This window comes from Enterocloster sp. HCN-30185, from assembly GCF_037890305.1.
Taxonomy (GTDB): Bacteria; Bacillota; Clostridia; order Lachnospirales; family Lachnospiraceae; genus Enterocloster.
Map to the genome: position 1 here is coordinate 1 of NZ_JBBKBT010000047.1, position 776 is coordinate 776.

A 776-nucleotide genomic window follows, 5' to 3' on the forward strand; every position below is an offset into this window, starting at 1 on the left:
ATTTCTGCGTCTGCCAGCAGTTCCCGGAATTTTTCATGGGAGATAATCTCACACAGCAGCCGGTTGTTGAAGCGTTCGCTTTTCAGAAGTTCCACAACTTCATCATTGATATGCAGTTCCGTAAGTTCTATATTTTCTGGATTGCGGTTGTCTGTCCGGCAAAGCAGATAATCGGTGGACACCTGATAAAAGTCTGCCAGTTTTAAGATACTTCCGTGGTTGATTTCCTTGCAGCCCTCTGTTGATTCATAACTTCCAAGAGCAGATTTTGAAATGCCAACGGCAGCTTCCAGTTCTTCCAAACTTAGATGACGCTCCACCCGTAAATCTTTCATTCTTTCGGGAATGGAAACATTGCACTTCATAAGGTTCAGCCCCTTTCCAGCGGCATATATGTCCGCTGGATTTATTATAACATACTATTTCCGCAATCGTGGAAATTTCTGATTTTTACCCTTAATTCCTACTTTGTGGACATACGGCACAGGGTACAAAAATGTTCTATGATACAGGTAGTTCATCGATGGATTATTCCAATCGAATGACCAGCCTGTGTGGGATATGCTTCCCCGGCGATGTAGTGCCATGACTTTTGGCAGGGATGTGGAGGAATCCTGACCAAAACGAGCGTACCAAAGGGAGCGATACGCCGCTGTGAGATTCAGGGGAGGAACGACACCGGGGAGAACTGGCGAACTGACACCGAAATGATACCGAAACACGACAATCTGATAGGGGGATAGTCTACCCTATCGCTGATACTTCGGGAGATTTTA

1 protein-coding gene is annotated in these 776 nt (G+C 45.5%); it reads right to left on the reverse strand.

Annotation, left to right across the window (positions count from 1 at the left end; genetic code table 11):
• Positions 1–365, reverse strand: a 365-nt coding sequence (locus WKT10_RS15905; protein ID WP_340278050.1) for a helix-turn-helix domain-containing protein, incomplete at its 3' end; no start/stop codon positions are given.
• Positions 366–776: the final 411 nt, after the last annotated feature.